Consider the following 22,377-nt stretch of genomic DNA (forward strand, 5'->3'; position numbering starts at 1 on the left):
CTGAGTTACCATTGATGGTTGTTATATTGTTGACGGGAGGGCTGGGATTCGAACCCAGGAGTCCTCTCGGACACCGGTTTTCAAGACCGGCGCAATAGGCCGCTCTGCCACCCTCCCCTGCTGCGTAGTGAGTACAGCCTGTTAAGGCCGTTTCGGTCGGCTGTTCGGAACGAACGTCATGTTCCAGTGGCTCATTCTTCGGGGCCTGATCTGGCGTTCTCGAGGGTTTCAACTACATCCCTGTATTCGTCGTGGTCGTGGTCTGTGTTTGTGAAGAATTCTCCTTCGAATGCACCATCCGGCTTGTTTCTCGTTGCCAGACGCTCCCACGAGTCTCCATTAAAGTGGACCCCGTGGATCGAATCCTCGGTGATAAGGACGAAATCGGAAATGGTTGGAGCGTCTTTCGGGTCGCCCATCCTCGTGGGAGAGACCGTCACGGCCTCGAGAGCGGTGGCGGCTAGTTGTTCTTTTTCGTTAAACGACAACTTTCGGTTAGGAAGTGAGCTGATGTTCATGGTGGTTGGTTAATCTGAAAGTGCAGTCTGGATGTGCTCGATACTCTGAGAGGGTTCCGTGTAGACGCCCGCCGGTTCGAGATAGGTCTGGATGGAGAGCGTTACCGCGTGTATGAGTACGGTGACACTCCGGTCGTGGCTGTCTTCGTGGATCAGCGTGAACAGATGCCAGTCACCGGTCTCGTCGACGCACGGTTCGGCGGAGTCTCCGTCCAGTATCCACGAGTTGTCGCACTCGAGAGCCGCAAGCAGTTCCTCACGCAGGTTCTGTGCCGTTTCCTCGGTCAGGTGATCGGTGTTTTTGAGTGTGGTCTCGAATTCGTTCATCGTTTGGGTGTTGGGTGGTGGTGTCATCGGTGGTGTTGTTACTGCGTAGTGAGCTAAAGAGAGGAGAGAAGGCCGCAAGAGCCAGAACAGGGATTTGAACCCCGGTGAATCTCGGTTACAAGTCGAGTGCATGAACCACCCATGCTCTTCTGGCATCGTGATAGTTCCGGGCGGATTCGAACCGCCGTCAATGGCTAACTTCCGCCGTCCGAGGGGACGAACGACGCCCAAAGGCCATTATGATTGGCCGTCTACACCACGGAACTTCGTTGGTTGGTCTGTGTTCCAACGTTGGGGACGGGGAGTATCTACTTTTCGGTGAGTAGAGAGGGCGCTCTTCCGCCCTCACACCATCTCTCGGGGGCTAGAAACTCTATTCCGTGGCCGATTCTGCCTTTTGGGCGATGAGCGGAGCGGCTTCGAGGCCGGCGATGAACGCTCGCATCCCGGCTTCATCGAACGTCTCGCCGAGGTCTTTCTGGAAGTCGTGGTCGTGTTCGCTCGGATCGACTGGCTCAATCACCAGCCGATACCGCGGCGTGCCGGGGATCTCTCGGAGGACGATTTCGCTGTCGGCGAGGTCGTCGCTGTAGCGGTTGTTGAGTCGGTTGACGTCGTCTTCGAGTGGTCGATCGGATGAGGAGTCGCTCATGGTCACACCGGGGCGGGCGCTGCGTCGGGTTCCTCGTCGGCCGAGATGAAGTCCTCGGCGATGGGCTCGACGTCGTCACGGATGATGCTTACGTCGAACTCGTACTGTTGGTCAGCCTCGCTGTCGAACGGGGCTGTACCGTTCTCGTACGCCTGTACCCGTTCGAGCGTGAACTTCGCCGCCTCGGCCGTCCACCGCTCGCGAGTGCCTGCGTCGGAGACGAGGAGGAATTCGGGCTCGACCGAGACGTAGGTCTGTCCGCGGTCGGTGGTGTAGCTGTTCGGCTTGCCCATCACCATCACGTGTTCGACTTCGGACGCCGTCAGCTCCTCGCGATCGCCGTCGGGGGCGAGCTCTTCGAGCACGCTGACCGTCTCCGGGTCGTACTGGCCGGCGTACACGTAGAAGACGCCCGTCGCGTCGCGGATCTTCGCCCGGTAGGTGGTCGGGCTGTCGTTGACCTTCGCGACTTCCATCAACGTCCCCATCATCAGGACGCGGTGGACGCCTGCGCCGGTCGGCGTCAAGTAGTAGTTCGGTGCGCGGTCGCCGTCGGACTCGATGTCTGCGGGCATTTTGAACTCGGTGTTGGACTCGTTGAACTCCGTTGCGAACATCCGGGTCGCTTTGTTCCGTTCGCGCTGGCTGCCGTTGCTGTTGTTGGTGTCGTTGTCACTCATGGGTGTAGTGTTGTCTGGTGGGTGGTTGTCGGTCGTTACGCGGCGGTCTCGGCGGGCGTTGCGTCGGCGCTGATGTCGGCGTCGTCGCTCACGAGGTCTTCGAGTGCGGCGACCACATCGTCGTCTGCGCCCGTACAGAAGGTGGCGTCGTTGACGAGGAGGTACTGTCCGAAGACGGGACCGCGAATCTCGACGTACTTGCCGAGGACCTCCGCGCGAATCTCGTCGGCGACGACGGTCGTATCGAGCGCGTCCATCGCCATCTCCTTGGCTTTCTCGAGGTCCATGCTCGTCGCTGCCTCGGTCGCTTCCTGATCGAAGACGACATCCTGTGCCGTCTCGCCGTTGTCGATGACCGCCTTGATCCGAAGGTCGAACTCGCCCTCGACGGGGCCGTGTTCGGCACACCGTCCGTTCTGGACGACGCGCGTACAGTCGTCGTCGGGACACCGCTTGATCAGTCCCGAGCCCGTGTTGATGGCGACGATGGCTCCTTCGTGAGCCGTCTCGCTGCTCTGGATGTCGATCTCTTCGTCTTCCGCGACGGTGACCTGGCTGTTCTTCGTGAACTTCACCGAGTACCGGCCTTCGTACTCGTCGGCGACGACGTTCTGAATGTGGTAGGTCTGTCCCTCCTCGAGTTCGGGGATGCCCTCCGTTCCCTCCCAGATTGTGAACTTGATTTTATCGGTCTCGTCCCCGAGCAGGCCGACCTGCGCCATGCTGTCGCTGTTGGGCGACCACAGCTGGACGACCTCGACGGCGAGATCGTGCCAGGTGCCCTCCTCGGTGATCTCTTCGACAGGGGTCGGGTCGAAGGCGTCGTAGTTCGTCTCTGCTTCCGTGTCGTTCGTCGGCGTCTCGGACCGCTCGATGCCGGCGTTGTCGCAGATCGTGTTCTCGACGCTCCGGGTTGCTTCGCCGACGGGCAGGAGGTACTCGTCGACGAGATTCTGGATCTGCGCTTCGATCTGTTCGACGTTCAGGTCTGCTTGGTCGCCGTACGTTTCCACGAGGTCTGCCGCGTTGCTTGCTACGTTGCTCATGTCTGTTGGTTTCTAGTCCGATCTTCCGAGAGAGGCTTGAGCGGAGGCTGCTTCTCCCCTTTTTCTCTCTCCTCACCCCCTCTCGGGACATACAAAACCTCTCTGCGGGGCGCGCTCTTTTCTCCACTCTTCGAATTGCGGACGTGGCGGGGGGTGGTGTTTGTCTTCTGATTTTCTTTTAAGAGCAATTCAGAACATCTTGTCGACGTTCCGCCCGTATTCGTGGAGGAATTCTTCGGTCGTGATTTTTCCTTCTTTGAACGCATCGATGGTGTCGTCGCCTGCGACCTCTCCAATGGCGAGCGTACCAGCCATGGACGCGCCGTACTTGAGATACTGCCCGAGCGTTTCGGCGTTTTGTACTCCACCCACGAACTGCGTGAGTTTTGGAGCGTTGCCTCCGAGAAGTTGTTCGGCAAGTGCACGAGCTTCGTTCGCCGCATAGCCCTTTTCGAACTTGGTATCGCCAGCCTCTGTTTCTATACTTAGTTCGGTCAAGTACAGAGATGGTGTTTGGAGAACTACCACGGTACAGGTGTAATCGGACCCCTCGAAGTCTAACACGCATCCTTCCGGTTCGTATATCAGTTCGACTGGTTCGCCTATCGGCGAGGTTCTTCCCGGTTCTGGGTCGACAGCACGAAAGCCGTCGGGCGTGTTGTCGGTGTCATCGCTAGTGTCGGACATGGTGTGATTTTCCCGTCGGTGCTGGATGTGATTAATCTTCCCCGCCGGGTCACCCACCTCGCCGGATACAAACTAACCTCCAGATCTCCACTATTGTTAACGGGAGCAGGCTTTTGTAAAGTGGTTGTGAGCGGGCTGTATGGAGTATTCGACCGTCGGTGTAGACGAGCGTCTATTCGTACGGCTACAGGATGGAGAGGAGCTTCGTGCGGGAATCGAACAAGCTGCGTCGGATGTTGGCGCAGAAGGGAGCTGGTTCATCGGGTTCGGTGGGCTTCGCAACGCGACTCTCTGGTTTTTCGACCAACAGGAGCGGCACTACGACAGTATTCACTTCGAGGAACCGCTGGAGCTGACCTTCTGTGTCGGAAACTTCGCGTGCGTCGACGGGTCGATGTTCGCTCACACTCACGTCACGGTCGCGGACATGGAGGGCAATTCGATCGGTGGCCACCTCGAGTCCGCAGAGGTGTTCGTCGGCGAGGTGTATGCGGACCTGTTCGACGAACCCGTCGACCGAGAGAGCAGCGCAACGCCCGTGCTGGATACTCGACAGTGGTTGAGTGCCGATATCGAAGCGAGCCCGGAGACGCACCCCGAGACTGGCTTCAACCTGAATCACACCGATGTGTGACTTGGAGGAATACGTCCGGCGAGTCGAGGGGTGGCTGCCCGATTCGGAGATGGTCGAGCTCCACAACGGGATCGCTGTTGTCCGGACGGTCGAGGGAGATGTCCTTGAGACAAAACAGACGAAACACGGCCTGTATCACCAGTTCACGATTGCGAACGATCCCTGCTGGCTCGACCTTCTCGCACCCACGGTTACATGCGACGAGTGTCTTCACCTGGGGGACCTGAGCGTGGAGTACGACGATGGATTTCTCGTCGTTCGGTGACCGGCTACTGGCCGGCGCGGAAGATGAGCACGTACTCGTCGGCGATCAACCCGCCTGTCTGGCCGGGAATGTTCTCCGGGGCGTTCTCGTATGGGAGTGTCTTCGAGGGGATGGACCGCGGAAGACTGTGTTCGAGGTCGAGCTGGAACTGCTGGGCAATTTCGATGGTGATGACGTTCATCGGAATGGGGACTCGCGAGACCGTCCGATTGCCTAAGACGATCGCAACGGGCTGTCCTGGCTTCACGACGCGGGCCATCTGTTCGAGCGTCTCGGCGTAGTCTGCGAAGAAGTGGAGCACGTCGTCGTCTCTCCCATCTACGTCTTTCAGCGCGTCGACGGTGGCCCGAAGCGTTGGCGACCACTCGCTGACCGTGGCGAACTCGATGTCTGAGGTGGTTTTGCTCCCACCGAGGCCACTCGGGTCGACGTCCGTCATCTGGTCGAGCTTGAGCGGCGTCGCGACGGCTGCGGGGTCGGTGCTGAAACCGCCGTACGCAACGGTGGTGGAATGGTCACCATAGGGGGGGCTAGAGACAACAGCATCGGCAGAATCTGGTGCGAGAACGCTTGTATCGCGACAGTCCGCGTACTTGATTGTCGCGGTCGTTTCATCTGAAACCTGCGTAGCGTAGTCAACAAGCCCGTAGAAGTTCTCCCTGAGAGTCTCAATGAACGTCTCCGTGAACTTCGGATCGTGGCTTTCGCGGTCGGCCTCTGGGATCCGGTGGCGCTTAAACTCGGAATCTCGCTGATAGCTAATGTTCCGCGCGGCCTGTGCGAGAGCGATCCGGATGAACCGGATTACCTCGTGGTCGTATTCTGCTCGCAGTTCACTTAACTGCCGGCTCATGGCCGTGATCTTCGCTAGTTGCGGTTCAGGGAACCAACCCTTTCGGACTCCGTATGCGTTGTAATTCTGGTCTCCCGAGTCTTCCGTGTAGATGTCGCCGCCGTGTTTGGTCCGGTGTTGGCTCGCTGCGGACTGGTAATTCTCCTCGATGAACTGTTCGCGAGTCGCCCAGTCTGTCCCGAGACACTGGCGAATTGCGGACTCGAGTGTATCGAGATCGGGAACCGTTGATTTGGTTCGCGAGAGGAGACACGCGAACGGGTTAATATCGGTCGCGATAGCGTTCAGGCCGTGTCGCCGGGCTTCAGCCGCTGTCGTGCCGCTCCCGGAGAATGGATCGAACACCAGATCGCCTTCGGAGAGCGTCCCTGTGTGCGTCCAATGTTCGAACAGCGCGTCCGGAATCTGGGGGATCATCCGGGCGGGGTACTTGTGGAGGTCGTGGGTGCCGTAGTCGGTCGTCGCACCCTTGAACGACCAGTCTCGGTCCTCGAGGCCGGGGCGATAGTCGGTGGTGGCTGTTAGGGTCGATTGCATGGTTAGGCGAGTTCGGGGAGGACCTCTGGAGCGGGCCTCGCGAACGCTCCGACGTCGACGCCGGCTTTCTTCGCACACGAGGTACAGACGACCGCTGTTCCAAGCCCGTCGTCTGAGCGGCCGCTGAGGACCTCGCAGGCGTTGTCTTCTTTCGAGAAGCCGTGGTCGCATCGGTTACATTCGGGGCTGTTCGTCGTTTCGTGGTTGGTCTGTAGAGTCATTGGTTTGAGCCTGAAAACGTGGTAACGTAGATGTCTGGGCCGTTTTCGTTGATACAGAGTTTGCAGTCGCCGCATTGGATCTCGCCGTCCGTCGCGTCGTACGGGCAGAGGACGTGTTCTGGGCCGGCTGGTATCTCTTCGACGTCGTCGACCACCTTGTACCGCCGATGACCGTAGTCGCCGTCGTTGGACCGGTTCACAGTAAAGCCGTCTGCCTCATCCCAGTTGAGCCACGACGAGGCAGAATAGGTGTAGATGTCGAATTCGGGGAGTTGTCTTGCGATCTCCGTAACTTTGAGGATGTCGTGTCGGCTCGAAAAATCCCCGGCCTCGTTCAGCCGAATCGTCGTAACCGGATTCTCTTTTCGTTCGACGTGAAGCCTGAACGCATCCGCCCAGGTGACCGGATCGAGATACGACCAGATTATCTCCTGTTTTCGCCGGAAGTGGAGCGGCATGGGAAAATCTCGTTCGTTTCTCGCGGCGAAACAAGTCATTTCATCTACTTGACAGAACTCAGTCCCGAGATTGACGCAATCCGTGGCCGCGCTCATGTTGACGATCGCAACATGTGGGGCAATCTTCGCGTTTCTGTAGCTCGTGTAGGTGCCGAGGATATGTGACCACGCTTTCGCCCGATCGACGGCGTACTCGGCCTCGCGGATCCGGCGGCGGAACCGATCGATCCCCTCGACGGCGTCGACGTCGAAACTGTACGCCCAGTTCGGCGCGATATACTCCGCCAGCTCGTCGTCCGCCGGGGGCGCGGGTCGGGCCTCGGCAATCCGCTGGGCGCGGTTCTGGCCGTTCTGGAAGGAGTTAATACGCGCTTGCATGGGACTCGGGAAGTGTGTCTAGTTGGCCGACGTGAGGTCGTCGGGGCCAGCTGCCTCGAGACGAGTCGTCCCGCCGCGGCTGATCGGGAGGTCCTGTGTCGAGATGCCGGTGAACTCGGCCCAGGTCCACCACGTCTCATCGACAGTCGTTGTCTGGCCGTTCTCTCGCTTGTAGACGGTTGCGGAGACGCCTTCGGTACCGCGCTTGATTTCGGTCCAGATACGCGGGTCTTCGTCCTCGTCGTCGGTGCTATTCGGGGATGCTTCGGTGGCGGTGTTGGCTTCCATTTCTACTCTCTCTCTCGGTTTCTTCGGAGCACAAAAACTCCCTATGGCGGTGCTGCTGACCGGTGTGGCTACTCTAACTGGGCCGCCCGCTTGGACCGCCACTGCTCGCACTGGGGGGCGATCGTCGTCGCGAGTCGACAGTCGTCGTCCGGGTGCGCGTAGCCGTAGTCGATGAGGTACGATTGGCCTCGATACACCCCCCAGTTTTCATGAGCGTAGATGTCGGAGGTCGTGAACCCGAGCTGGTCAAGCTCCTGCCAGGCACGTTGGATAGCCGGGCCTGCCACCGTCGTCTCGTTTTCCGGGGCGGCCCGCGGGTATACCCCCCATCGATGCCCGTCCTCCGGCGTGGCGAGACAGGGCAATGTGACTGTCGAGAGTGCTGTGGGCGTCGTTGAAATGTGGTGTTCGAGCGCGTTCTGGAGCGTCCCGCTCGTGAAGCCAGTCCCCCATTGGGGGATCGCCAACTTGGCGACGGTGGTGTCCGGCAGCGACGGGATCGCGACGACGAGCCGGCCAGCACCCGCGCCGAGGAACTCGGTGCCGTCGGGAAACATCTCGCGAACGTCGGTCCAGATGACGGTCTCTCGGTCCGCGATCGTATCGAGGATGTCTGCGAGTGTCGTGGCGTACGCGGGTCGGTCGTCGAGTGACTCAGCGAGCGACTCAAACGCGGAACTGGCCATCGATCTGCTCAGTTGGGCTCGGCCGACCCAAGCCGGTCGCCGACGTCGACGGTCTCGGCGTCGGTCGCCGCCAGCGAGGCGAGCCCGTCGAGGACCGTGAAGTCAGCATCCTCGGGGATCATGTACGTGTCCGGGCCGGCCCAGACGCTGTCGTCGTTCCGTTTGGAGAACGGAAGGACAGTCGCGGTGACGGTGGATTCGGCGCACCCAGACGAGACCTGGAGCGTGGTCGGTTCCGCAAAGACGAGGATCCCTTCGGGATCGTGGATGAATTCGGCACTCATTGGTTGGGACGGTGGTTGTCGACGCGCTGTTGTTCGAATCGCTGCTCTGCGGTATCGGCCTCGGCGTCTTCGACGAGCTGACGGTGGAGTTCCTCGTCGTCGACGCCAGCAAGTGGGCAGTCGGCCTCGTGGTCGCGACCGTCGTGGATGACTCGCTCGCAGTCTGGACACTCCGGAGCCGGTGGGGCGTTCCACGGCGCTCGCGAACTGTTCGGATTGATGTGTGATGGGAACGGCAAATTTCAGTCTCCTCCACCATCCTCGGGAGCTACAAACTCTCCAACCGGGTCGCTCGCCGTGGAGGTTCGACTGAATCGAGCGCAGATCGACTGAGTCGAATAGAGTTCAACTGAGTCGAGTTGACTTCGATTCAGTATGGCTGGCTTCGATCCAGCCGATTGGGGTGTGGCAGATTCGATTGAATCGGGTATGGATCGACTGAGTCGAATTGAGTTCGATTCAGTATGGCTTGCTTCGATACAGTCGGGTTGATTGGTCCCGAACACCCCCGCACTAACTGTGAGTTCTGTATCGGGACTGGGGCAGGGAGGAAGGATGGCAGGGGATGATGGGTGTCGGCCAGACCCCACAGGGGAGAAGAAGTGGGGTGGCCGCTGTTAGACCTGGTACTCCATCTTGACCAGATGACCGCACAGGAGGCACTCTTCGACCCCGCTTTCGATCTGGAAGTCTTTGCTACCGCAGTCAGGACACGCTTGGTCGATGAGCTCTTCGCATTCGGGGCACTGGAGCCGGAAGGCGCTCCCACCTTCGGTCTTGACCGTCGCGTTCTCTAACGTCAGGTACTCGTCACACTGCTTGCTCGGACAGAACGCCGGGAGCGTCCCGAGTCGCAGGAATCTGTTCTCCTCAATGGACAATTTCTCCCCTGCCATTGCGTATAACTATACACAAGCACCCGACTTAAAGTTTACTATCGAATTGGTTGGTATATCAACGCACAAGCACTCAAAAAGAGAGAAATTGTTAGAGTTTTCCAGCAAATTGCTGTCGTCATCTAAAGATAGGAAGCACGTAATATGCCCTTCTGTTTCGGGGTGAACCTGACCTCACTTTGAGGGGTGATGAAGACGGTTCGGAGCTGTTCTCGTCCGGTATTAGATGTGGGCCACTCGGGGAGGGTGTTCGTATCTGTGGGGGTGATGATTCGGTACTGCTGATCTGTCTCCGTGTCTTCGAGGAGGGTCTGTATCGATTCGATCTGGTTCTTTGAGGTAGCGACCTCGAGGTGCGGGTTGGATTCCGGCTCGGTGTTGATCACTTCGATGCCGTTTCGAGCGAGTCGATCGGCGACCAGCTGAATGTCAGTTTGGTGTGGACTGGTGGTTTCACTCGTTTCGATACACTCTGGTTCGGGGGTGTTTCTTGCGGACATTTTTCTATAATCCACCCCGTTCGATGGATAGAAAACCACCTCTTAGGCAGGCAACGGTCGGTTCAGTATTCGCTGTTGGTAAAATAGAGCAGTGGGAGGATGACGAGAAATGAGAGCAACGCAATTGCTCCGGTGAGCATCGTAAAGCCCCACTGGACCGCGAAAATCGTGACGCCGATACCTACGATCACAAGCGCGATCGTCTCTCGACCGAGGAAAGAAATGAATCCAGAGACGCCGCCGGCATCAGGTGCGTCGGTGGTGTTTTCGTCTGTCTTTGGCTCGGAATCGTCACTTGGTGTGTCTTGAGACTCGTCAGAGTCCCGGTTAAACTTCGTTTCGTGCTTGCGGATCGTCCAGTCGGTTAGTCCTTCACAACTGAGGCACCGTGTGAGGCTGATAAAGGAGTCGTCTGGGAGGCCGTAGCTAACAGATTCGACTTGGCTTGGCCCACAACTACAGCGTTCTAACTGCTTGTGCGAGACGCGATCTCGGCCACCCTTTGGTTTGGTTTTTGTCTCCGCTTCTGCTTCGGCGTCTTCCATCTGCATACTGATTCCGACCACTACTATATGTAGGCTTTCCCGTCCCTTCCTGTCTCTGGGGGATTCGCGTGGTAGTTGACGGGAACGCCTATGGTGATTGCTGGTTGGAACTGACTCGTGGTGCCCACCTGCGCTCGGGCACTCAGTCGTCGTCTAACAGGAGTATGGTGTAGGGGTTGGGGTTATGCTGGACTATGTTGAGGACGAACCGCTGTTCAGCTGCTTCGAGGAGATCTTCGATCAGGATACCTTCTGAGATCTCGATCGTGTAGTCCTCGTTAAACGGCGTGCCGGTGACAGACTCGAATTCGTCTTCGAGACTGAGTTCGTCGACGACGCTTCGCCAGTAATCGAATTCGAACGTCTCTGCTGGTTCTACTAGGGTCATTTTTGGATACCTCTCACCACCCATCGGAGGTCACAAACTCTTCTGGATGGGTTCTGGATGTCGATCTGACCGGAATTGCTATACCTGATTGCTGTGACGGCGGTAGTTGTATGAGCGAATCGAGCGCGGATAGTGCTGCTGTGGATAGTCTGGGGCCAGACAATGCGTGCGAGCTCGTGTTCTTTGGATTCAGCGAACAGGCTGTCGAGGAGCTTCGAGAGGGTATCGGGCTTGCGGGAGTAAAAGTCAACAATGTGGGCTTCACCACTATCGACCAGGAGACGCAGTCGCCGTCCGTGACCATTCAGGGGCTGGACATGCAGAACTCCCGGCTTCTGGCGACAACGCTATCGGAGGCTGGCCTTGGTGGCCTCGTCGAGTCTGACCCCATCGTCATCATCGAGCCGAACTAACTGTACGCGAAGAGGTTCCCGTTTTCCCTGTCCTGTGACGCTGTAGCGTTCGTTGAAAGCCCGTGATCGAACGTCATGAGTGAGACACTAGCCGGGGTGTGCTCTTCGAGCGTTTCGAGCGTGGTGTGATCCGGCCGTGCTTTCGAGGATTGGGCCATGAACGCGACCCCATAGTACCAGTTCTCGTCGAACATATCGCGACTCTCGCCGACGTAGTCGTGGGTGTCGATGTTCGCTGGGTACGGCTCGCCGTTCGGGAAGTAACGCTCTACTAGCCGGCGATCGTGGACTACGTTGTCTGCTTCGTTCTTCACGATGACGCCGCCGTGCATGTCGATCTTGACCTGATAGCCGTCCCACGGGCACATCTCACGACTGTTCGCGTAGACGACCTCGTAGGGGTGGATGCTTTCTCGCGTCCAGTCGCCGAGCTGCCTTGGGAAGCTGACGGGCGCAGGTCCGTATCGCTGATCCCGCAGGCTGTCGATCTCATCGGCGTCTCGAAGGTCGTATGCGGACTGGAAGTGCGCCGGGTTGAGCGACTCCATGGCTTCGACGGCGAGGCTGATGATCTCCCGGCTGGTGACGACTCGTTGCGGGACGTCAATCTCGTACAGGTAGTCGTTCTCGCCTTGGTTCGCGTCGGTGAGCGTTCCGGGGATGGGGGCAGTGAGATAAAAACAGTTGTACCCCCCTCGCCATTTTGCCGTGATATACGTCGACTCGCCGTTACACCACTGTATCTTCGTGATGAGGTTGTTCTGGAGGTGATTCGTGTCGCGGTCGTATTCGTCGGTCTCCGAGAGCGTCCAGCCGTTGACTTCCTTGGGGATGTCGATGTCGGTCCCTTCTGTTAGCCGCTCTCTGTACTCATCGAGATCACTTCGCGAGAGCAGTTCGAGTGGGTCCCGTCCGGGCTTCGCAGAGGCGCTCTTCCCCGATGAGTTGCTGTAGGTCGGGTCAAACGAAAGCGAGACGCCGAGTTCGCTCACCCGTGTGAGCTCCGTTTCGTAAGTGGCTGTTTCGTCGGGGTCCGGCCTCCGCCCCCAACCGTGCCGTGGCTTCTGGACTTCTGCGCGCACCGTGTCGCCTAACTGGTAGACGTTGCCGTCTGGGCCTAGGACTGCGAGGGCGGTGTTGTTCACCTCCTCAAGGACCCGAGAACGCCGGGAGAGATCGTCGACGTCCAGGCGGGTAAAATCGAAGCCGCCCCACGTGAGGTGCTTGGCTGCTTGGGTGATCGTTTTGCCGTCGTGGTTCTCGAATACTCGCGGGTCCCCACACCAGATTGCGCTCCGGAGTTCGGATTCCGTAGTGATCCCGTCTCCCGTTAGCAGCTGGTCGATGCTGGCGTGTCGATCGCTCATTCTGATTCTGGCCTCAGTTCGCCGTGGTTGATGAGGTGGGATAGTTCGTCTTTGAATTCGGAGATGGCTTCTTCACTGAACTCTTCATCGTCTTCTGCGTCCCACTGTCGGCGGGTGTTCCACGTGTTGCGGCCGCGGAACTTCCGGCCCTTCTTTTGGATCCTGACGAGTGATCGGGTGTATACGGAGACACGCCAGCCTGCGAGGCCCTGCTTACGGAACAGGTCTCCGTCAGCCCCGGAGTACGGAAAGAACCCGAGGTCTGCGAGAACCCTGAAGGGGGTCCCTTGATCCCAATCTGCGTCGGAGAACGACTTGCTCATTTCAATTCACCTTCTACTCTATTCGAAGGGCAGAAACTCTCTCTGTGGGGGTTAGTGTCCGTCTGAGCGAGGCTCCGGTGTGTCGTTACCCGGTGAAATCTGCGAGTGTTTTTCGCTGGCGGTCCTCGTTTTGGACGTTCGTGATCAGGACCTCATCGACTTCACCACGACCACTGGCATCGCTATTAATCGCTCGTGTGGCTCCTACATATGTCGTTGAGAAGGACTCAAAGTCTTCGTATAATTCCGCGACGGGCGGGGAATTCGAGATGACAACCGAGATATCTTGGTTGGAGAGTTTAACAGCGACATCCCGTAATCGCCGTTGGTCATCTCGGTCAAACCCCTCTGCGTGGTACGAATTGAAGTCGGCTGTCTTCGAGACTGGTTGATACGGGGGGTCAAAATATACAAGATCGCCGCTTTCGGCGGTCTCTACGATGTATTCGAAATCTGTGTTGTAGATCGCTGTTCCTTGGAGTCTGCGGGAGGCTTTGCGAATCCGCTGTTCTTGTACCCAGTTGGGGTTCGTGTAGTCGCCAAATGCGACGTTGAATTCGCCGTCGTTATTCTCCCGGTAGAGGCCGTTGAAGCACGTTCGGTTGAGGTATATGAGGAGACTTGCTTCTCGAATGCGGTCCTGTGTAGTCAGGTTCTGTTTTGAGAGAAAGTCGTTGAATTCCGTCCGCATTTCGTAGTAGTAGTCTTTCGAGTGGTCGTGGGTCCTGTTCTCTTCGATGAGTGCTGCCGGGTGGTCGCGGGTGATCTCGTAGAGCGTAGTGAGGTGGGAGTTGAGATCGTTGACTGTCCCTGTGCTAGGATTGAGGTAGAAGAAAACCGCCCCGCCTCCAATGAATGGCTCGTGATATTCGTTGTATGTCGTCGGGAACAGGCCAGTAATCTCCGATAACAATTGACGCTTCCCGCCTGCCCACTTCAAAATTGGATCCGTCATTTGGCCTTGTGAAGTGGACTGTATCTTCTGGGGATTCGTTACTCTGCCGGCGGGGTGTAGAGGGTCTTGTCCCGGAGGTAATCTCCGTGGAGCGACCAGATGAGCTCGCGTTCGGCGGTGGTCGGTTCGTCAAGTTCGGCGTCTCGGTTCACGTAGCCCACACCGAAACTGATGGGGAACGGATCGACGTTGTTGCGCTTGAGGTTGTACTTCGTAATCTCCTCGGGGTCTTTCCCAAGCCGGTGTGCGAGCTCGACGATGTTGACGAGTTCTTCTGGGGCGACCTTCCCGGCTTCCGTCTCAACGGCGTCGTAACTGACTACCATCGGGTCGGGGTTGGTCGGGTGGATGTACTTGATGAGGATTTCGTCGCCGTCCTCCTTGACAGTCGCCGCATACATGCGCTGATCGAAGCGCGTCATCGACATGTGCTGGCCGTACTGTGCCCAGGTCTCTGGGATGGGTTCGCCGTCGACGAGGCCGTCGGCTGGCCGTTCGGGGATGACGATCTCGTCTCTGCTCGACCGCTGGCTTTTCTGGACGGTTGGCGATAGGCCATTGCTTCCAGCCTCTGTTCTCTCGGTTGATTCGGTCATGTCTGAGTGGATGTTATAGCGAACCGCGGGCGACGTGAGCGACGACTTCCCCATCGAGGAGGAAACACGGCGGATCGATTCCGGGCTTGTATGGTCGCCCGTCGAAAACGAGACCGCGCTCTACCGCACGGGTGTTGAGTGGGTGTTCGTGTCCAGAGTTGTTCTCGTGGACGAAGAGTGTGGCCGTCTCCATGTCTTCCGGGAGATCGACGAGGTCGAACGCGAGCCAGCCACAGCTATTGGTGCCGTCTATCTGGACTGTCTCGGCGCTCCACCGATCTCCATCGTGACAGGAGATTTCGTGTGTTTCGTCAGGGTCGCGATCGAAGTCGCGGTGTCGCCCTCTCCACACACGGATGGTTACTGTCTCGTCGTTAGACATCGGCGCTGCGATCAGCTCCGATTGTGACATCGGTGTCGGTTATCTGGAGACTTGCTGGTAGCGACGTTCGGATACTGTCTTCGATGAGTGGGAGTTCGTAGCCATCTCCGATGACTGTTGCGGTCACCCCTGTGTCTCCTGTGCTGGTGTCGACGCTTACGGGGGTGTTGTTGCCTATCTCTGTGATGAGGTTGGCGACGTGTTCGCGCATCGCGATGCTTCCGGACTCGATCGTGTACGTCACCTTGTCGGTGGTCATGCGCTTGCTTGGTCAGAGACGAAGACGAAGTCCCCGATGTAGTCGGCTTCGTTCTTGAGGGTGTGGGCGGCCTTGCTGATCTGTGGGTACTTCGGCGAGCTGACGACGAGCAACTCTGTTTCTTCAGAGACGCCGATATCCCCGATGGTCTCGTATGCGCCTTGGTAGTTGTACGACGCTTCGTCGACGGCACTGATGACGTATCCGCTGATATCTTTGTGTCGCTTCTCACCATCGATTGCGGAGTCGGTTCCGAACCAGAGTCGGATGCTGCCCTCGCCTTCGGCTTGGAAGTCGTTCGCACCGAATATTTCGAGGAAGCCCGATCCGTCTGATTTGAGGATTTTGAGGTACATGGTTACTCGTAAAGCACGTCGTCTACGGGCTCTCCGTTCGAGAGGAGTTCTTTGAGATCGGTCGGGATACCGCCGATGTCGATGATCTTGATGCTGAACGGCCCGGACCAGTTCTGGACCCAGAACGGCGCTCGCTCGTGGTCCTTGAGCTCGTCCGCCTCGAAGTCGGTCGGGCTGATCAGCACCCCTTCGTCGTTTACCGCGTCCTCGACCGGGACGAGCCACGAACGCTTCCCCTCCGTTTCGACCGGTTCTGCGCGGCCCCGGATCCACTCTTGGGGGGTGAACTTCAGTTCTACGTACGGGCCGTCGATATTGTCGACGTCCTCGACGGCTTCGATGGAGAGGCGCTGTTCTGAAAGGCCAGTCACCCGGCTTACCTCCCGAAGTGCTTTCTCCGGGTTCGGCGCAGAGACGTTGACCTTCTCTGCGACTGCTACAGTGTACTGTTTGCTGGATTCGGTCGACATTCTTTCTAAGACTCCTTCACCTCCTCTCGGGTCATATAAACCTCTCTGGGGGTCGTTCGGACTGCTGGAGATGTTTGGGTCAACGACGCTCGTCGGCAGGTCTGAGCGTACAGATGTGTTTTCCGTCGGGCCAGCCGTATGCCCCAGTGTGTGCTGAATCCAAGAGGAGGTCCGGGGAACGGCCTTCTGTATGAGTTCGGCAGGCATCTGAACAGTAGCAGTGGATTGCTGGGAATACCCGGTCTGTCTTGAGAGCTGGTTCGCCGCTGTTTGGGACCGAGTCGTAGTTTCGGGGGTCGTCCTGTATCTGGTGTTCGTAGGAGACGACCTGTGCCGTATCGGTCGATGACTCTCGTTCGGTCTCTCGGTGAAAGATGTGATTCCCGCATCCGGGGCAGATTGGTTCGATGTGGTGTGCTCTCGGCGTCGTGTACTCAGTCGAGCCGGAGAGTGCCCCATCGGGCGTCCAGTTGAGGTTAGAGAAGAGCGCGGCGATCGGTGAGAGCGGTTCGATGATGGTGGCTTGGGTGTCGTCCGTTCGGTAGATGGGTTGGGCTTTCCGCTCGGTATGTGGCGGCGGGGAAAGCAAGAGTTCACGCGCGTCGGAGGTCGTGTTGAGTCTGATACTCTCGCCAGCATCGGCCGTGAGGAGTTCGTCTCGGGTCTGGATGTCTGTCGGGTCGGTATCTGGCCACACGCCGTGGGTGATCCAGTAGTGTTTCGCGTTCAGGAGTGAGTACCGGATGAGGTCTCTCTTCGGCGGGTACTGGTCTCTGAGGTTACGGTGCCACCCGCCGTTGGCCGAGGCGTAGTCGCCGTGGTCTTCGGCGTATCGCTGATAGCCGTTCCAATCAACGCCGCCGATGTCGGCCGGTGGCTTCCCGGTGATGCTCTCTTGGGTCAGATTGACGATTTCAGCGTGGGTGGTAAGCGGCGTCCCCCCGAGGATGTGGATCCTGTTCTCGACCGATCGCCACTCGTCGTACGTCGCGATATCTGTGGCTTGGATCGGCGATGAGCCGTTCGGGTAACCAAGGACGAACTGATCTGGGATGTCCGGGAGAATGCCCTCGCATTTGGGGACGATAATGATGTTCGTATCTGGGTATGAGCCCCAGATTTCGTTGGCCGCATCGATGTGTTCCCGGAGGGAGGCCCGATCATAGATATCGCCGACGACCGCGATCTCAGGTTCGTACTCGAAGACGCGGTCGATAAATCGGTCGAGGTCGGCGTCGAGATACTCGTTATCGAGAAAGTGGACCGGGAGCGAGACTTCCTCGGGGATCCACTGATACGACGAATCTTCACGGTGGCCGATGCCAAACCCGAGACGGGCGGCGTCGAATACGTAGGGGTAGCGTCCGGTGAATACGACCCAGTCGGCGTTGCGAGCTTCGCGGATGGTCTCTGGAAGCGGCTCACTCGTCGGTGTCGATTCCAAGCCAAGCTTTGGTCGGGTGCTGTTGTAGGTAGACTCGGTGGTCGACTCGGGGACGGTCGCGCCGTAATCACCTAATCCTGCTTGGCTACTACTCATCTACAATCACTCTACAAGCTGCCCTCGGAGGCTAAAAACCTCGAGCGGGGCGGGAACCTATTCATCCGTCTTCAGTTAAGCAAGAAACCGCGTGATAGCGGAGGCTTATCGAGACATCTTTCGGAAGGAATGAGGAAGCCGAGTTTGTGCCCAACGGCTCCTCATCTCGGATTATGCGTCGGCTCACTACACTGTTTCCCTCTGAGTTTCTCGAAGAGCACGCCGAGGAACTCGGCGTGGTCGAACGTGACCGCAAGCTTCAGATCCCTGCCTTTGTCTGGACATTTGTGTTCGGTTTCGCCGCAGGCGAAAGCCGAACACTCGCCGGGTTCAGACGATCTTACAACTCAACTGCCGATGAGACAATCTCGCCCAGCGGGTTCTATCAGCGGTTGACGCCGACGCTTGCGGAGTACCTCCGCGACCTCGTCGAGCGCGGTCTCGACGAGGTCGCTGTTCCTGATGCTGTTGACGCTGATATCGACCGATTTAGAGACGTGATGATCGCCGATGGAACGGTGTTGCGGTTACATGAGTTTCTTTCAGATCAGTTCGAAGCCCGCCATGAGGAGCAGGCTGGAGCGAAGCTCCACCTGCTCCACAATGCCACAGAGCAGACGATCGAACGGATCGATACTGCTGACGAGAAAACACACGACAGCACCTTGTTCAACACAGGGCCGTGGCTTGAGAATCGCCTCATGCTGTTCGATCTCGCCTACTTCAAGTACCGCCGGTTTGCGCTGATCGACGAGAACGACGGCTACTTCGTGAGTCGGCTGAAGCAGAACGCGAACCCGGTGATTACGGCAGAATTACGGGAATGGCGCGGCCGCGCCATTCCCTTAGAGGGCAAGCAGCTCCGAGCTGTTCTCAACGATCTCGATCGGAAGTACATCGATGTAGAAGTCGAAGTAGAGTTCAAACGAGGGCCGTATAATGGGACGCAGTCGCTAGATACGAAGCGATTTCGCGTCGTCGGCGTCCGCGACGAGGACGCCGACGACTACCACCTGTACATGACGAATTTAGCGAGGAAAGAGTTCTTTCCGGCGGATTTAGCGGAGATCTACCGCTGTCGGTGGGAAGTTGAGTTGCTGTTCCGGGAGCTGAAGACACAGTACGAACTAGACGAGTTCGACACGAGTGACGAACACGTGGTGAGGATCTTATTGTACGCAGCGCTGCTGTCGCTGCTTGTAAGCCGCGATCTGTTGGATCTAGTCACTGAGCAGGCGGATGATGAGCTTGTGTTTCCGACAGAGCGCTGGGCGGCGACCTTTCGGTCGCACGCCCAGCTTTTGCTCCACGAACTCGGTGAGTTCCTCGGCTACTCACCACCGCCGCTGCTCGACCGGCTGATCGAAGACGCTCAAAAGGTCCACAAGCAACGACCAATCTTACAAGAGACACTCGCTACCGCTACACAACCGAGGTGTGAGTCTTAACTGAAGACGGATGGGAACCTATTTGTAGGCGCTCTGTGTCATCAGAGTAGGTAGAATGTCCACTGACAAAGCGAATGCGAGGAGGGCGGAGTGTGAATGGGTCCATATCGCCGCAGTCGCGGAAAACGGAGTCATCGGGAGCGACGGCGGTATCCCGTGGGACCTGCCGGAGGACATGGAGCGGTTCAAGGCCGAGACGATGGGCCACCCCGTCGTCCTCGGGCGGAAGACCTACGAGAACATCGCTGACGGCCTTGGTGGGCCGCTACCTGGGCGATTGAACGTTGTGTTGAGTTCCTCCGATGTCGGCGGCCCGGAGTCCGTAGTTACCGTCCACGATGTGGATTCCGCGATCGCCGCTGCTGAAGCTCGAGCTGATGAGACTGGTGTCAGTCGATGCTTCGTTGCTGGTGGGTCTAGTGTCTATGAACAGTTCCTCCCGATGGCAGATACGCTGTTGCTGACCGAAGTTCACATGGAGGTTGACGGTGAGAGCCGGTTCCCTGAGATAACTGCGGGGGACTGGACTGAGGTATCCCGACAGGGGCACGGGCGGTACGACTTTGTCGAGTATCGCACCGTGTGACGCGGGGCTGGCCTACAGTGAAGTGGAGTCCGCGTCGGCGATCGCGTCTATGATGGCGTCTGTAACTGTCTCTTCTGCGTGGTTTCCCTCGACGACGGAGAGTGGTTCTCCCTGCTCTGCGAGCGTCTCGATCGTCGTGTGGTAGTTCGCCTGTATCTTGGCGAGGAACTCACGCTCTTCGAAGATGTCCGTCGAGTCCCGGTCGCCCATCCGGTTGAAGCACTCGTTGAGGTCGACGTCGAGATAGACAGTCAGGTCGGGTGTGAGCGCGTGCTTGTTGATGGTCTGAAGCCAATCGAGAGGCGAGCCCGCTTCCTGCTGGTACGCATACGAGGAGAGGTAGTAGCGATCCGTGATGACGGTCTTCCCGTCGTTGAGGGCCGGTTCGATGGTGGTCTTGATGTGGTTTACTCGATCAGCGGCGAAGAGAAGTGCGAGTGCCTGCTGGCTGAGTTCGATGTCTCCGGCGAGACCCGTTCGGATCAGCCTGCCGATTTCGCCGTCTGTTGGCTCTGCGGTGACGAGGATGTCGTCTTCGGTGAGACCGTCGTGTCGCTCGACGAGCTCGTCGGCGACAGCTTGGGCCTGTGTCGTCGTGCCAGCGCCGTCCACGCCCTCGATTGAAATGAATCGTCCAGTCATGTTCAGAAGAAATCGTCGAGACGCCTTCGCACTTTCTGATCTCGGCTCCCAATTACGCATTTTCCCTCGCCTACCGGGTCGAATATGAGTCGTTCTTGACGTTCGTATCCGAGCCTCGCTGACATCGAACTACCGTGAAAAGTGATTTCCAGGACCTCACCACCCGGTTTTAGGAGCCAGTTGAAGCCTTCCTTAGCGAGTCGTGAGTGGCCAATCTGTGTCTTCTCCTCCGGGCCGGGGGTTTCGAACGGGAGGGTTGTGAGGTCGATATCATGTGTGCCGTCCTTCGATACCATGTTTTTTTCGTACCGTAGATTTGCCTGATAAAGTGACCAAGGCGGGTCGAAAACGACTCGGTCGATGCTACCCTGTTCGAGGTCGGGGTGGCTTGCGAGCTCTGCGACGTCCATCTCGAAGTCGAGGTTGGGACGTTCGCCGCTGATGTCGTTACGGAGGATTTTGCCTCCGGGGGGTGGGGTAAGCTCCGTCTGCCCGGCACAGGCGTTGAGGATAATTTCGCCTTCCTCGAATGAACTCTCGACCCAGTCTCGGATGGTCTTGTCCTCGAAGGTCCACTTACTGAATGGCTGTACAGGGACGAAATGTGTTGGAACCGCCTGTGCGCCGCGTGGTCGCCTTTCGGTGTATTCGTGGCCAGAACCACTCATTGGTTCGTCCGGGTGTGTGGCGGCGTCGTGCGGTCCAAAGAGCGTGGGTTCTGCGTCTACACTCTCGAGAGTCGGTGCGATCTTCGCGATGTCGGTCGCGACCGGTCCGTTGGGTGGGTCCAGTTGCTCTAACAGCGGCGTGGTCTCTGTGGCGTCGACGTCGATCGCGACGGTGAGGTCGCCCACGCTGAAGTACGTGGTCTCACCGACGGTTTTCAGGACGCCAGTTGGAAGCGGCGTGAGGTCGCCGGCTTCGATCGCTCCGGCGAGGTCACAGATGTTGTCGACGAAATGGTCGGGTAACTCCGGGTCGGAGAACCCGTCTGAGAGTCCGTTTGCTTTGTGGCAAGGGGCGAGTGTGAACGTGTCGCCGCCATTTTTGATGTCGGTGACGGTGTAGACGGTCTCTGTCTCGTGGCAGACGAATCGGGAACCGGGGAGGGCGTGGTGGCCGTACCAGATTCGGTCATTTTCGATTCGGCTCGGCCAATAGGCATCGAGTTCCGCGGGGCGGTCCTCGATGTGCTGTCCGTCTGTGGGTTGGGTAGTGGTTGTACTCATGCGTGATCCGAGATAGTTCCGAGTGTTTCCTGGTGATCCGGTGCGATGACGGCGTTTCGCCGTGTCTCGTATGCTTGCTTGGCGGTCTCGGTGACGTCGATACCGACTGCGCGAGCTTGGGTGTCCCACAGCTGCTCGGCGGCGATCAGGGCGGGGCCTGAGCCGGCACACGGTGCGAGGACAAGCTCACCCGGTTCGACGAGAGCGTCCATCCAGACACGGTACGGTGAGACTGGCTTGACTGTGCCTTGTCCGTATTCCTCTGTGGGTTCGTTCCACCGCGGGTGCCGGGCGGGTTGCCAGACTGATTCAGGGAGCGTCCGGTCGGTTTCGCCTTTCGTCGCGAATATGATCGGATAGCCCGCCTCGATGCCGTACTTCCCGGTCGTGGAACAGTCTGGTTCGCCGGATTTTGTGTGGTAGCAGACTCGGCCTTGTTTCCTGAACCCACCGCCCGTGTACGGACGGCCGTTCTGGTCGTTGATCCGCGCCTCGCCGTATTCGCTTCGGAGGTACGCTTCGATCCGGGGGGTCGCGTATGAGTCACCGTCTGCGATGAGCCAGCCGCCGTCTTCGAGACAGTCCATGGCGACATCGATTAGTTCGCTCACGAAGCGCGTCGTGTCGATCTCGTCGCGCTCGAGCTCGCTTTCGGGGAAGTCGGAGAGCGCATCTTCGGTGATGGGCCAGGTGCGATAATCCACCCCACGTCCACCATATCGAGCTGGGGCCGCCCACGGTGAGTCTAGGTGGACGAGACTGGCTTGGCCAGCAAACTCGTCGGCTATCTCGGTAAAATCGGCGATTCGGTAGTCGATTCTGGTTGTCATTGGGTCGTGGCAGATTCGGTGATTGGTTTGAGGCAGATCCGGATTTGCTTCGTAGCAAAACCGACTCTACAGAGACTGAAGCTCCGCTTTATCGGTGGTGAACACACGAATTGTACTCTCTGAGGGCGGGCTGGAAAA

At 58.3% G+C, this 22,377-nt stretch carries 34 protein-coding genes and 2 tRNA genes; 6 read left to right on the forward strand and 30 right to left on the reverse strand.

What is annotated here, in order from left to right; genetic code table 11:
• Positions 1-33: 33 nt before the first annotated feature.
• The 8 genes from NO887_RS08575 to NO887_RS08610 form a co-directional block, all read right to left on the reverse strand.
• Positions 34-117: transfer RNA gene (locus tag NO887_RS08575), tRNA-Ser, on the reverse strand.
• 74 nt (positions 118-191) lie between these two features.
• Positions 192-518 (reverse strand): DUF7964 domain-containing protein, encoded by a 327-nt coding sequence (locus tag NO887_RS08580; RefSeq protein WP_256397076.1) that lies wholly within the window; start codon positions 516-518, stop codon positions 192-194.
• A 9-nt stretch (positions 519-527) separates the two neighbouring features.
• Positions 528-845 (reverse strand): hypothetical protein, encoded by a 318-nt coding sequence (locus tag NO887_RS08585; protein WP_256397075.1) that lies wholly within the window; start codon positions 843-845, stop codon positions 528-530.
• Between the two features lie 161 nt (positions 846-1,006).
• A tRNA-Gln gene (locus tag NO887_RS08590) sits at positions 1,007-1,111 on the reverse strand.
• A 107-nt stretch (positions 1,112-1,218) separates the two neighbouring features.
• On the reverse strand, positions 1,219-1,497 hold the full coding sequence (locus tag NO887_RS08595) for a hypothetical protein (RefSeq protein ID WP_256397074.1): 279 nt from the start codon (positions 1,495-1,497) through the stop codon (positions 1,219-1,221).
• Positions 1,498-1,499: 2 nt separating this feature from the next.
• The gene (locus NO887_RS08600; protein WP_256397073.1) at positions 1,500-2,177 is read right to left on the reverse strand and encodes a DNA-binding protein; all 678 of its coding nucleotides are present in this window, start codon (positions 2,175-2,177) and stop codon (positions 1,500-1,502) included.
• A 35-nt stretch (positions 2,178-2,212) separates the two neighbouring features.
• Positions 2,213-3,223, reverse strand: a complete 1,011-nt coding sequence (locus tag NO887_RS08605; protein ID WP_256397072.1) for a replication factor A — start codon at positions 3,221-3,223, stop codon at positions 2,213-2,215.
• Between the two features lie 189 nt (positions 3,224-3,412).
• Positions 3,413-3,910 carry a hypothetical protein gene (locus NO887_RS08610; protein ID WP_256397071.1) on the reverse strand — a complete coding sequence of 166 codons (498 nt, stop codon included), beginning with the start codon at positions 3,908-3,910 and terminating at the stop codon, positions 3,413-3,415.
• 139 nt (positions 3,911-4,049) lie between these two features.
• Between NO887_RS08610 and NO887_RS08615 the strand changes: the two genes are divergently transcribed.
• Complete coding sequence (locus NO887_RS08615) at positions 4,050-4,544, forward strand: PPC domain-containing DNA-binding protein (protein WP_256418033.1); 495 nt, start codon at positions 4,050-4,052, stop codon at positions 4,542-4,544.
• Positions 4,537-4,809, forward strand: coding sequence for a hypothetical protein (locus tag NO887_RS08620; RefSeq protein WP_256418034.1), 273 nt, complete (start codon positions 4,537-4,539; stop codon positions 4,807-4,809). Before NO887_RS08615 ends, NO887_RS08620 begins: the two co-directional genes overlap by 8 nt.
• A gap of 4 nt (positions 4,810-4,813) precedes the next feature.
• On the opposite strand, the gene NO887_RS08625 is transcribed toward NO887_RS08620, so the two are convergent.
• The 6 genes from NO887_RS08625 to NO887_RS08650 form a co-directional block, all read right to left on the reverse strand.
• Entirely contained in the window at positions 4,814-6,199 is a 1,386-nt protein-coding gene (locus NO887_RS08625) for a DNA methyltransferase (RefSeq protein WP_256397068.1), read from the reverse strand.
• A gap of 2 nt (positions 6,200-6,201) precedes the next feature.
• Positions 6,202-6,420 carry a hypothetical protein gene (locus NO887_RS08630; RefSeq protein WP_256397067.1) on the reverse strand — a complete coding sequence of 73 codons (219 nt, stop codon included), beginning with the start codon at positions 6,418-6,420 and terminating at the stop codon, positions 6,202-6,204.
• The gene (locus tag NO887_RS08635; RefSeq protein WP_256397066.1) at positions 6,417-7,256 is read right to left on the reverse strand and encodes a GP88 family protein; all 840 of its coding nucleotides are present in this window, start codon (positions 7,254-7,256) and stop codon (positions 6,417-6,419) included. Before NO887_RS08635 ends, NO887_RS08630 begins: the two co-directional genes overlap by 4 nt.
• A gap of 18 nt (positions 7,257-7,274) precedes the next feature.
• Positions 7,275-7,544: a hypothetical protein gene (locus tag NO887_RS08640; RefSeq protein WP_256397065.1), complete on the reverse strand. Its 270-nt coding sequence runs from the start codon at positions 7,542-7,544 to the stop codon at positions 7,275-7,277.
• 68 nt (positions 7,545-7,612) lie between these two features.
• Positions 7,613-8,230, reverse strand: a complete 618-nt coding sequence (locus NO887_RS08645; protein ID WP_256418035.1) for a hypothetical protein — start codon at positions 8,228-8,230, stop codon at positions 7,613-7,615.
• Positions 8,231-8,238: 8 nt separating this feature from the next.
• Positions 8,239-8,514 (reverse strand): hypothetical protein, encoded by a 276-nt coding sequence (locus NO887_RS08650; protein WP_256397063.1) that lies wholly within the window; start codon positions 8,512-8,514, stop codon positions 8,239-8,241.
• Between NO887_RS08650 and NO887_RS08655 the strand changes: the two genes are divergently transcribed.
• Positions 8,514-8,741 carry a hypothetical protein gene (locus tag NO887_RS08655; RefSeq protein ID WP_256418036.1) on the forward strand — a complete coding sequence of 76 codons (228 nt, stop codon included), beginning with the start codon at positions 8,514-8,516 and terminating at the stop codon, positions 8,739-8,741. The genes NO887_RS08650 and NO887_RS08655 overlap by 1 nt on opposite strands.
• A gap of 390 nt (positions 8,742-9,131) precedes the next feature.
• Here NO887_RS08655 and NO887_RS08660 read toward each other — a convergent pair whose 3' ends face one another.
• The 4 genes from NO887_RS08660 to NO887_RS08675 all read right to left on the reverse strand — a co-directional run bounded on the left by NO887_RS08660 (position 9,132) and on the right by NO887_RS08675 (position 10,843).
• Positions 9,132-9,410, reverse strand: coding sequence for a hypothetical protein (locus NO887_RS08660; protein ID WP_256397061.1), 279 nt, complete (start codon positions 9,408-9,410; stop codon positions 9,132-9,134).
• Between the two features lie 122 nt (positions 9,411-9,532).
• Positions 9,533-9,910, reverse strand: coding sequence for a hypothetical protein (locus NO887_RS08665; RefSeq protein ID WP_256418037.1), 378 nt, complete (start codon positions 9,908-9,910; stop codon positions 9,533-9,535).
• 62 nt (positions 9,911-9,972) lie between these two features.
• Positions 9,973-10,461 carry a hypothetical protein gene (locus tag NO887_RS08670; RefSeq protein ID WP_256397059.1) on the reverse strand — a complete coding sequence of 163 codons (489 nt, stop codon included), beginning with the start codon at positions 10,459-10,461 and terminating at the stop codon, positions 9,973-9,975.
• Between the two features lie 136 nt (positions 10,462-10,597).
• On the reverse strand, positions 10,598-10,843 hold the full coding sequence (locus NO887_RS08675; RefSeq protein WP_256397058.1) for a hypothetical protein: 246 nt from the start codon (positions 10,841-10,843) through the stop codon (positions 10,598-10,600).
• Positions 10,844-10,953: 110 nt separating this feature from the next.
• Here NO887_RS08675 and NO887_RS08680 point away from each other — a divergent pair, with 110 nt between their 5' ends.
• Positions 10,954-11,256 (forward strand): hypothetical protein, encoded by a 303-nt coding sequence (locus NO887_RS08680; protein WP_256397057.1) that lies wholly within the window; start codon positions 10,954-10,956, stop codon positions 11,254-11,256.
• On the opposite strand, the gene NO887_RS08685 is transcribed toward NO887_RS08680, so the two are convergent.
• From NO887_RS08685 to NO887_RS08725, 9 genes are all read right to left on the reverse strand, one after another.
• Positions 11,253-12,623 (reverse strand): hypothetical protein, encoded by a 1,371-nt coding sequence (locus NO887_RS08685; RefSeq protein WP_256418038.1) that lies wholly within the window; start codon positions 12,621-12,623, stop codon positions 11,253-11,255. The two genes, NO887_RS08680 and NO887_RS08685, sit on opposite strands and share 4 nt — an antisense overlap.
• The gene (locus NO887_RS08690; protein WP_256397055.1) at positions 12,620-12,946 is read right to left on the reverse strand and encodes a hypothetical protein; all 327 of its coding nucleotides are present in this window, start codon (positions 12,944-12,946) and stop codon (positions 12,620-12,622) included. Before NO887_RS08690 ends, NO887_RS08685 begins: the two co-directional genes overlap by 4 nt.
• Before the next feature lie 85 nt (positions 12,947-13,031).
• Positions 13,032-13,901 carry a DNA adenine methylase gene (locus NO887_RS08695; protein ID WP_256397054.1) on the reverse strand — a complete coding sequence of 290 codons (870 nt, stop codon included), beginning with the start codon at positions 13,899-13,901 and terminating at the stop codon, positions 13,032-13,034.
• Positions 13,902-13,939: 38 nt separating this feature from the next.
• Positions 13,940-14,497 carry a hypothetical protein gene (locus NO887_RS08700; RefSeq protein WP_256397053.1) on the reverse strand — a complete coding sequence of 186 codons (558 nt, stop codon included), beginning with the start codon at positions 14,495-14,497 and terminating at the stop codon, positions 13,940-13,942.
• Between the two features lie 13 nt (positions 14,498-14,510).
• A complete protein-coding gene (locus tag NO887_RS08705; RefSeq protein ID WP_256397052.1) occupies positions 14,511-14,879 on the reverse strand; it encodes a hypothetical protein in 369 nt (122 codons plus the stop codon).
• A complete protein-coding gene (locus tag NO887_RS08710) occupies positions 14,872-15,138 on the reverse strand; it encodes a hypothetical protein (protein ID WP_048075977.1) in 267 nt (88 codons plus the stop codon). The genes NO887_RS08705 and NO887_RS08710 overlap by 8 nt, the downstream gene beginning before the upstream one ends.
• Positions 15,135-15,494 (reverse strand): hypothetical protein, encoded by a 360-nt coding sequence (locus NO887_RS08715; protein WP_256397051.1) that lies wholly within the window; start codon positions 15,492-15,494, stop codon positions 15,135-15,137. Before NO887_RS08715 ends, NO887_RS08710 begins: the two co-directional genes overlap by 4 nt.
• A 2-nt stretch (positions 15,495-15,496) precedes the next feature.
• Positions 15,497-15,964 carry a hypothetical protein gene (locus NO887_RS08720; protein WP_256397050.1) on the reverse strand — a complete coding sequence of 156 codons (468 nt, stop codon included), beginning with the start codon at positions 15,962-15,964 and terminating at the stop codon, positions 15,497-15,499.
• Between the two features lie 79 nt (positions 15,965-16,043).
• On the reverse strand, positions 16,044-17,504 hold the full coding sequence (locus NO887_RS08725; RefSeq protein WP_256397049.1) for a DUF6610 family protein: 1,461 nt from the start codon (positions 17,502-17,504) through the stop codon (positions 16,044-16,046).
• Between the two features lie 173 nt (positions 17,505-17,677).
• Here NO887_RS08725 and NO887_RS08730 point away from each other — a divergent pair, with 173 nt between their 5' ends.
• Together NO887_RS08730 and NO887_RS08735 are read left to right on the forward strand one after the other, a co-directional pair.
• Positions 17,678-18,952, forward strand: coding sequence for an IS4 family transposase (locus NO887_RS08730; RefSeq protein ID WP_128904732.1), 1,275 nt, complete (start codon positions 17,678-17,680; stop codon positions 18,950-18,952).
• A 55-nt stretch (positions 18,953-19,007) separates the two neighbouring features.
• On the forward strand, positions 19,008-19,538 hold the full coding sequence (locus NO887_RS08735; RefSeq protein WP_256397047.1) for a dihydrofolate reductase: 531 nt from the start codon (positions 19,008-19,010) through the stop codon (positions 19,536-19,538).
• 12 nt (positions 19,539-19,550) lie between these two features.
• On the opposite strand, the gene tmk is transcribed toward NO887_RS08735, so the two are convergent.
• The 3 genes from tmk to NO887_RS08750 are packed head-to-tail and all read right to left on the reverse strand — an operon-like array spanning position 19,551 to position 22,239.
• Positions 19,551-20,180, reverse strand: a complete 630-nt coding sequence (gene tmk / locus NO887_RS08740; RefSeq protein ID WP_256397046.1) for a dTMP kinase — start codon at positions 20,178-20,180, stop codon at positions 19,551-19,553.
• A gap of 2 nt (positions 20,181-20,182) precedes the next feature.
• Complete coding sequence (locus NO887_RS08745; RefSeq protein ID WP_256418039.1) at positions 20,183-21,409, reverse strand: hypothetical protein; 1,227 nt, start codon at positions 21,407-21,409, stop codon at positions 20,183-20,185.
• Entirely contained in the window at positions 21,406-22,239 is an 834-nt protein-coding gene (locus NO887_RS08750; protein WP_256418040.1) for a class I SAM-dependent methyltransferase, read from the reverse strand. Before NO887_RS08750 ends, NO887_RS08745 begins: the two co-directional genes overlap by 4 nt.
• Positions 22,240-22,377: the final 138 nt, after the last annotated feature.

Origin of the sequence: Halorubrum laminariae, assembly GCF_024494655.1 — an archaeon.
GTDB lineage: Archaea > Halobacteriota > Halobacteria > Halobacteriales > Haloferacaceae > Halorubrum > Halorubrum laminariae.